Source organism: Nitratireductor aquibiodomus NL21 = JCM 21793 (assembly GCF_000615975.1).
Taxonomy (GTDB): Bacteria; Pseudomonadota; Alphaproteobacteria; order Rhizobiales; family Rhizobiaceae; genus Nitratireductor; species Nitratireductor aquibiodomus.
Map to the genome: position 1 here is coordinate 24,728 of NZ_BAMP01000046.1, position 6,490 is coordinate 31,217.

Below are 6,490 nucleotides of genomic sequence, written 5' to 3' on the forward strand. Positions count from 1 at the left end.
TCGTGAAACCAATGTGGTTAGAACCTGGGGAATGCTTCGCACAGGGTGTTTCACACTGGAAAGCCATGCTTTTTCGCCAGCGCCCAGATTTCTCGGTTCGTGGCGATCAGCCGATTGATTGAACTGGTGATATTTGCGATCTCCGCATCGTCGATCGCATCGACCTTGCCGTATTTGAGCCGATCGCCGGAATCGGAAATCCTCATGAGCAGCGTTGAGACGTTTTCCCCGCTGTCGTCAAAGGAATAGATGCAGTGATTGTATTTGTTCCGGAGCCTGGATTCGCTCATCATACTGCGCGTGACGTTCAACACGTCCTTGCGAATATCCGCATCGGTTCGATCGAGCTTTGCGAGGCGCTCGACCAGATCGACACGGGCGCGGGAAGTGTTGAGAGTGAGGAAGATGACCGTCGCTGTCTCCATGTCCACCCGCGCCAGCCCGGCGATGAGGTGGATAAGGAGGCTCTCCGTGTTCGTCCACGTATAATTGAGCTGCCCCAGCAGCGTCAGCACGTCCCGAAAACGCGAACTGCCTTCCTTCATCGCAAGACTGCCAGCACTCACCTCGAATGGCTCAATGGAAAACATGCTAGCACCCCGCATTTCAGGCGTCCACGCCAGCGCTATCGGGCTCAGTCCTCGCGGAAGGCACGGTTCATGCTGTCCATGATCGGTTTCGAGAGGTATTCGAAAAATGTGCGTTCAGCAGTCTGGATCAACACTTCCGCAGGCATGCCCGGCGTGGGCAGGAAGCCGCGGACGCGTGCGAGTTCGCTCGGTGGCAGGCGCACGCGCGCAAGGTAAATCTCGCGCTTGTCGGCTGCCGACTGATCGCGCAGGGCGTCTGCTGAAACATAGAAAACCTCGCCCATGAGAACGGGCGTGGTGCGCTGGTTGAGGGCCGTCAGCCGAACGGTCGCTTCCTGGCCCACGCGGACACTGTCGATCTTGGTGCGCGGTATCTGCGTTTCGATGATCAGGGGAACGTCGGATGGCAGGATCTCGGCAATGCTCTTGCCACTTTCGATCACGCCGCCGGGCGTGTGGTAGTAAAGCCGTATCACCGTGCCGGTGACAGGCGCGTTGATTGTGGCGCGGCGCAGAACGTTTTCGGCCGCCCGTGACTGTTCGCGCACGGCGTCCAGTTCTGCTTCGATGGCCTGCAGTTCGTCGAGCGCCGCCTGACGATAGGCGGCGAGTGTCTGATCGGCCTGCTGACGATAACGAGCGATCTGGGCCTGCGTTTCGTCCACCTCGGCGGCAAGGCGCCCGATCTGCCCTTCCGCTTCGGCCATGGCGCGCTTGATTGCGGAAATTTCGGGTTTGCGCATCAGCCCCTGTTCATAGAGCTTCTGCTTGCCGGAGAACTCGTCCGACAGAAAAGCGAGCTGGCGCGTCAGCGCCTCGTGCTGCGCTTCGTAGCCGCGTCCGCGGATTTCAAGCGCGGCGATGTTGTTGTTCAGGAGTTCGATCTCGCTGTTCAACTTGCGTTTCGAGGATGTGAAATTGAGCTTCTGACTATCGAGAATTTCAGCGACTTCAGGATCGACCATCCGCTCTGACAGTTCGGCGGGAAAGTCGATGCTGTCCTTCTCCTGATACTCGGCACTCAGTCGGGCGACGATGGCAAGGAGGCGCGCACGCCGCAGGAAGAGCTGACGCTCATTGGCAAGGGCGGACGTCTCATCGAGCTGGAGCAGCGGCTGACCGGCCGTGATGTGGTCGCCTTCCGAAACCAGAATTTCCTTGATGACGCCACCCTCCAGGTGCTGGACGATCTTGTTTTGACCAGTGGCGACAAAACTGCCCTGGGAGATAACGGCTGCAGCGAGCGGTGCGAAACTCGCCCAGATGCCGAACCCCCCGAAACAGAGAATGAGCAGTATGATCCCGGCGATGGACTGTTTGCGGATCGACCGTGGCACTTCCGCGTACCACGTCATGTCCTGGAGTTTTGCGATATCTGTTGAGCTCATCGGATGCCTGCCTTCAGGGAAGCTGGGTGGCGAAAGGACCATTCTGCAACTGTCCGGCCTGGTGGGCTGCGAGCGCACGCAGTACGTCTTCGCGGCGGCCGAACATCGAAATGGTGCCGTTTGTCATCAGCAGAATCTTGTCGACATGCTGCAGCAGGGAGGGGCGCTGGGTGATCACGATCACGGTGATCCTGTTCTGCTTGGCGTGTTTCAGAGCCGGGCAAGAGCGGCATCGCCAGCGCTGTCGAGGTTCGAGTTCGGCTCGTCGAGCACAATCATGCGCGGATTGCCGAAGAAGGCGCGGGCAAGGGCAATGCGCTGTTTCTGGCCACCCGAGAGAGGCGACCCATCGGCTGCGACGATTGTTTCGTACCCTTGCGGGAATGTTGCGATCATCTCGTGCACGTCGGCAAGGATGGCAGCCTGATAGATGTCCTGATCGTCCACATGGTCGCGCATGCGCGCAATGTTGGCCTTGATCGAACCGGGGAAGAGCTGAACGTCCTGGGGGAGATAGCCGATACTGTCACCGAACTGGCGCTGGTCCCAGTTGCGCAGATCCATAAGGTCCAGCCGGACACTGCCGGATGTGGGCAGGATCGAGCCGACCAGCATCTTGCCAAGCGTTGTCTTGCCGGCACCCGAATTGCCTATAACGGCAAGTGAATCGCCGGGGCGTAGTGCGAAGTTGATGCCATTAAGCACGACGCGTTTTGTTCCCTGCGGAACATACAGCACGCGTTCCACGTCCAGCCGTCCTTCGGGCTTGGGCAGGACGAGACGTTCGAGATTCAGCGGAGAGGATCGAAGCAGCGTCGAGATGCGCCGATAGGCGCCCCGCGAAAGAATGAACTGGTTCCAGCCTTCGATTGAGCCCTCGATTGGTGCAAGCGCCCGGCCTGCAATGATGGAGGCAGCGATCACCATGCCACCGGTGATGTAGCCCTGAATGGCGAGATACGCACCCCAGCCAAGCAACGCGACCTGCGTCAGAAGACGGATAGCGCGGGAGGTTGCCGCCGAGACGATGTTCCGGTCCTGTGCCTTGACCTGTGCCTTCAGCGAGCCGGCGGTGTCCTGGCCCCAGATCTTGACTGCCTCAGGGATCATCGCCAGCGCGTTGATGATCTGCGAGTTCCGCGCCATGGAGTCCAGATGCAGATTGGCCTTACTCTGGTAAACATTCGCCTCGCCGAACGGAGCGGCAGTGGCGCGCTGGTTGATGAATGCGACCAGCGTGAGCAGCAGTGCCGACAGCACCACAATGCTTCCCAGATGCGGATGGACGAGAAACACCGCCAGGATAAAGATCGGGGCGAAGGGTATGTCGAGAAATGCGAGCAGCGTGCCCGAAACCAGAAATGAACGCAATTGCTGAAGGTCGCCGAGGGTCTGGTACTCGCGCCCGGTGCCGTGAAGGGAGGCGCGCGCTGCCGCGCTCAGAATTGGCGCGCCGAGCTGGGCGGCGACCTCGACTGCGGTGCGCATCAGGATGAACCGTCGTATCGCGTCGAAAATCGCCTGCAGCAGCACAGCGCCCACGATCACGACCGTCAGCATGATCAGCGTGTCCGTGGAACGGCTCGTAAGAACGCGATCAGAAATCTGAAAGAGATAGACCGGAATGGCGAGTACGAGGATGTTGCTGGCATTGGTGAAAAGCAGCACCATCAGCATGTTTTTGCGCACCGCGGCGAGGCCGGCGGTGAGGCTTTTGGAAAAGTCGGCCGGGCCGAGCCGGCGGTGAAACTGGTCTTTTGCTCCGTTGACCCTGGTGATCTCCGGTTTGCTTCTGTCTGCTTCCGGCTTCTGACTGTCTTGCTTTGACGGCGTCTCCGGCTGCCGGGTCTCAGTCTTTTCTGCAACGTCTTCCGCCCCTCCCGTGGAGGCAGCCGGCTCTTCTTCGGCTGGTTTTGTTTCATTGTGACCTGCGGGGGTGGGGGCGTCACGGGTTTCCGCATCAGTGGCTTCGGCCCGTTGCCGTGCAGCCCGCGCGTCGACTTCCCGGAAGATGCGGGAAATCTCTTCATCGGCAGTACGCAGAATACGCATTTTGCGGGCTTCGTCTTCCATACCCAGCGCGCAGGACGATGCGTCGTTCACATGCGCCGGGCGCTTGGTCGGTTTGTCCAGCATGTCGTTCCCCCCGATCGTCCTATCCGAGCATCGTCTGCATTACGTCGGCCGTGCCGCCGTCAGGCGTGGAGGGATCCGGCGCATTCTGGTCTGCGTCACCCTCCGGCGATGCCATGAGATCATCGCTGAGAAACGCCACCGCCTCGCTCACCAGTGCGTCCGCACCCTGCGTGTAAAGGTTCGTGTCATCGGAAATCAGTTCGGCCTGGATCAGCAGCTCATCCGAATAGACCGCGCCACCCGTATATGTCGTGGAATTGACGCCACCATCGACAATAGACGCCTGGTTGATGAGCGCGTTGGAACCTGTCGAAACATCCCAGGAGGCGTCGGCGTGTGCGGAACTCTGGCTTTTTGCCAGCGCGACCTGGTCGGCATCGCCGAGAACGTTGATCTGGCTGACATACTGAAGATCGACCACGTCGCCGGAAATGTAGAGCACCTTGATTGTCGTCAGACCGGCGAAATCCGACCCCGACAAAAGCGATTGCGGCGCCGTCCCCGGGCCATCGCCCAGTTTTTCGAGCGCCTCCAGGTAGGAAGGCGGCATCGTGTCGAACGACATGGTGCCGTACTGGGTGATGGAGGCCTCGTTCCAGAGGAGGTTTCCGCCCGTCGAGAGCGACGCTGAGCCGCCGGTCTGGAAGTCGCCGACCGTGCCCACGAGATCGTCGTCCAAAAGGATGTTCGTCTGGCAGATGATGTTGGCGTGATAGACGTTGCCACCCACGATGATCAGGTCGTAACAGTTTCCCAGCGCGGCAAGTGACGTGGCATTGATAACCGTGTTGTTGCCGAGAACGATTTCCGTTCCGCCACCGCTGGCCGACATCACGGTGATGTCGTTGTCCTCCACGAAGCTGACCTGCTTGATCCAGTTGGCCAGCATCAGATCGCCATCAATCCGCGATACCTGCCAGTGCTCAGGGAAGACCGGCTCGCCGTTGGCGTTTTCCAGACCCGGTGGAGGCGGGTTGTCGATGGTCTGGATGGTGGCGGTGTTGAACGCCTGGGTCGGCGCCTCCGTCAGTGATTTCCAGCCGTTGAGCGCTTCGCTTGTCGTGTCGTTGTCGCTCCACAAATTCAACTGGCTGATCGCGTTGAAATGAACATAGTCACCGGCTATCGCGAGCACCGGTGCTCCATACCAGTCGTTGACGAGGATGGCTTCGTTGACGAGAAGGTTGGCTCCTGCCTCGACATCCATTGTTGCATGTGTGGAAAAGTCGGTCTCCGCGTCGCCTGCTTCTTCGTCCTCGCTGAATTTCTCGGGGAGATAGGTGTCCAGGGCGGGCAGTTCATCGACTTCTTCTCCATTCAGAAACTTTCCCTCGATGCTTTCGCCCCGCATGACGAAGACGCCCTCGTTTCCATCAAGCGCGTCAATGAATGCATCGGCGATGTGCGGAGCGTGGAGAATGAAGTCACCGATTTCAGCTGCCGAGCCCGGCTCATGAAGATCACCGAAAGGTTGGGACGGGGAGGCTGCCTTGATCAGCGCTATAAGCGCCGCATCGGTGTCGCCGACGGAGCTGAAATGCAGCCCGTGGTCGCCAATGCTGAGATAGTCGTTGTCCTCCAGGCGCGCCTGCTGCTTGAGATAGAGCGCGAGCGAGCCAAGGGGCTGGTATTCTGCAAAAGCCTCTCCGCCCGCCATCAGGGGCGGTGTTTCAGCTCCCCAGATGGTGGCGGCGGGTGCACCTTGGCCTTCATTGTAAAGAGGGATGGGATCGTACCGGATTGCAACGGAAACCTGCGCATCGAACCTGTCGATGGGAGGAGGGGTGTAATCGACCCGGGGGTTGAAACCGTCCAGAGAATAGGGGCTGACGATGTTGATTTTGATGTTGAGGAGGTCGTTTTGCTCCAGGGGTGCGTCCGGGAGCGCCTTGAAATCCGAATAGTCGAGCCGCAACCGGGCTTCCTCAACCGCCTGGGAGAACAGTCCTATGAAGTGGGCGATCGCTTCCGTGGTTTGATCCATATGCATAAAGCATCACCTTGCTTCGACTTCCTGTCGATCATCGCCGCCTGTGCACCGTTCGAAAGGTGTGGAGGTTTGCGGGTGTCAGACGAAGGGTGAATTGCGCAAACCTCCGGTTCCGGCGCCCAGGGGGATCGGGCGCCGGAATGCTCTGTGCTGCCGTCAGGCGTCGTCTTCGCCGACGACCGTGCTGTTGAGATTGCCGCCGACAACCGTGGTGTCCACGGTGTTGCCGAGCACATTGGCGCCCATGACGATCTGCTGGTTGAAGGCGCTCGTATCGACAAGTGCATCGGCGCTTGCCTCGGAGATGCCGTTCACATAGCCGTCATCGCCATTGTTGGAACCCCACATGCCGCCGGCGCCGCCTGCGCCGCCTGCACCTGTGGTGG

Annotated in this window: 3 protein-coding genes and 2 pseudogenes; all 5 read right to left on the reverse strand. The window is 59.8% G+C overall.

Annotated elements, in window-relative coordinates:
• Positions 1–50 precede the first annotated feature (50 nt).
• Positions 51–590 (reverse strand): hypothetical protein, encoded by a 540-nt coding sequence (locus JCM21793_RS13555; RefSeq protein ID WP_007010407.1) that lies wholly within the window; start codon positions 588–590, stop codon positions 51–53.
• A 44-nt stretch (positions 591–634) separates the two neighbouring features.
• Positions 635–1,978: an HlyD family type I secretion periplasmic adaptor subunit gene (locus JCM21793_RS13560; protein WP_007010408.1), complete on the reverse strand. Its 1,344-nt coding sequence runs from the start codon at positions 1,976–1,978 to the stop codon at positions 635–637.
• Between the two features lie 13 nt (positions 1,979–1,991).
• Positions 1,992–4,114: pseudogene (locus tag JCM21793_RS25905) on the reverse strand (type I secretion system permease/ATPase).
• Positions 4,115–4,133: 19 nt separating this feature from the next.
• Positions 4,134–6,104, reverse strand: coding sequence for a hypothetical protein (locus tag JCM21793_RS13570; RefSeq protein ID WP_025030727.1), 1,971 nt, complete (start codon positions 6,102–6,104; stop codon positions 4,134–4,136).
• Between the two features lie 156 nt (positions 6,105–6,260).
• A pseudogene (locus JCM21793_RS29490) lies at positions 6,261–6,490 on the reverse strand (hypothetical protein); the annotation flags it as partial.

Coding starts and splice junctions, on each gene's coding strand:
- JCM21793_RS13570 (WP_025030727.1), bottom strand. CDS start 6,104: ATGCATATGGATCAAACCACGGAAGCGATCGCCCACTTCATAGGACTG.
- JCM21793_RS13560 (WP_007010408.1), bottom strand. CDS start 1,978: ATGAGCTCAACAGATATCGCAAAACTCCAGGACATGACGTGGTACGCG.
- JCM21793_RS13555 (WP_007010407.1), bottom strand. CDS start 590: ATGTTTTCCATTGAGCCATTCGAGGTGAGTGCTGGCAGTCTTGCGATG.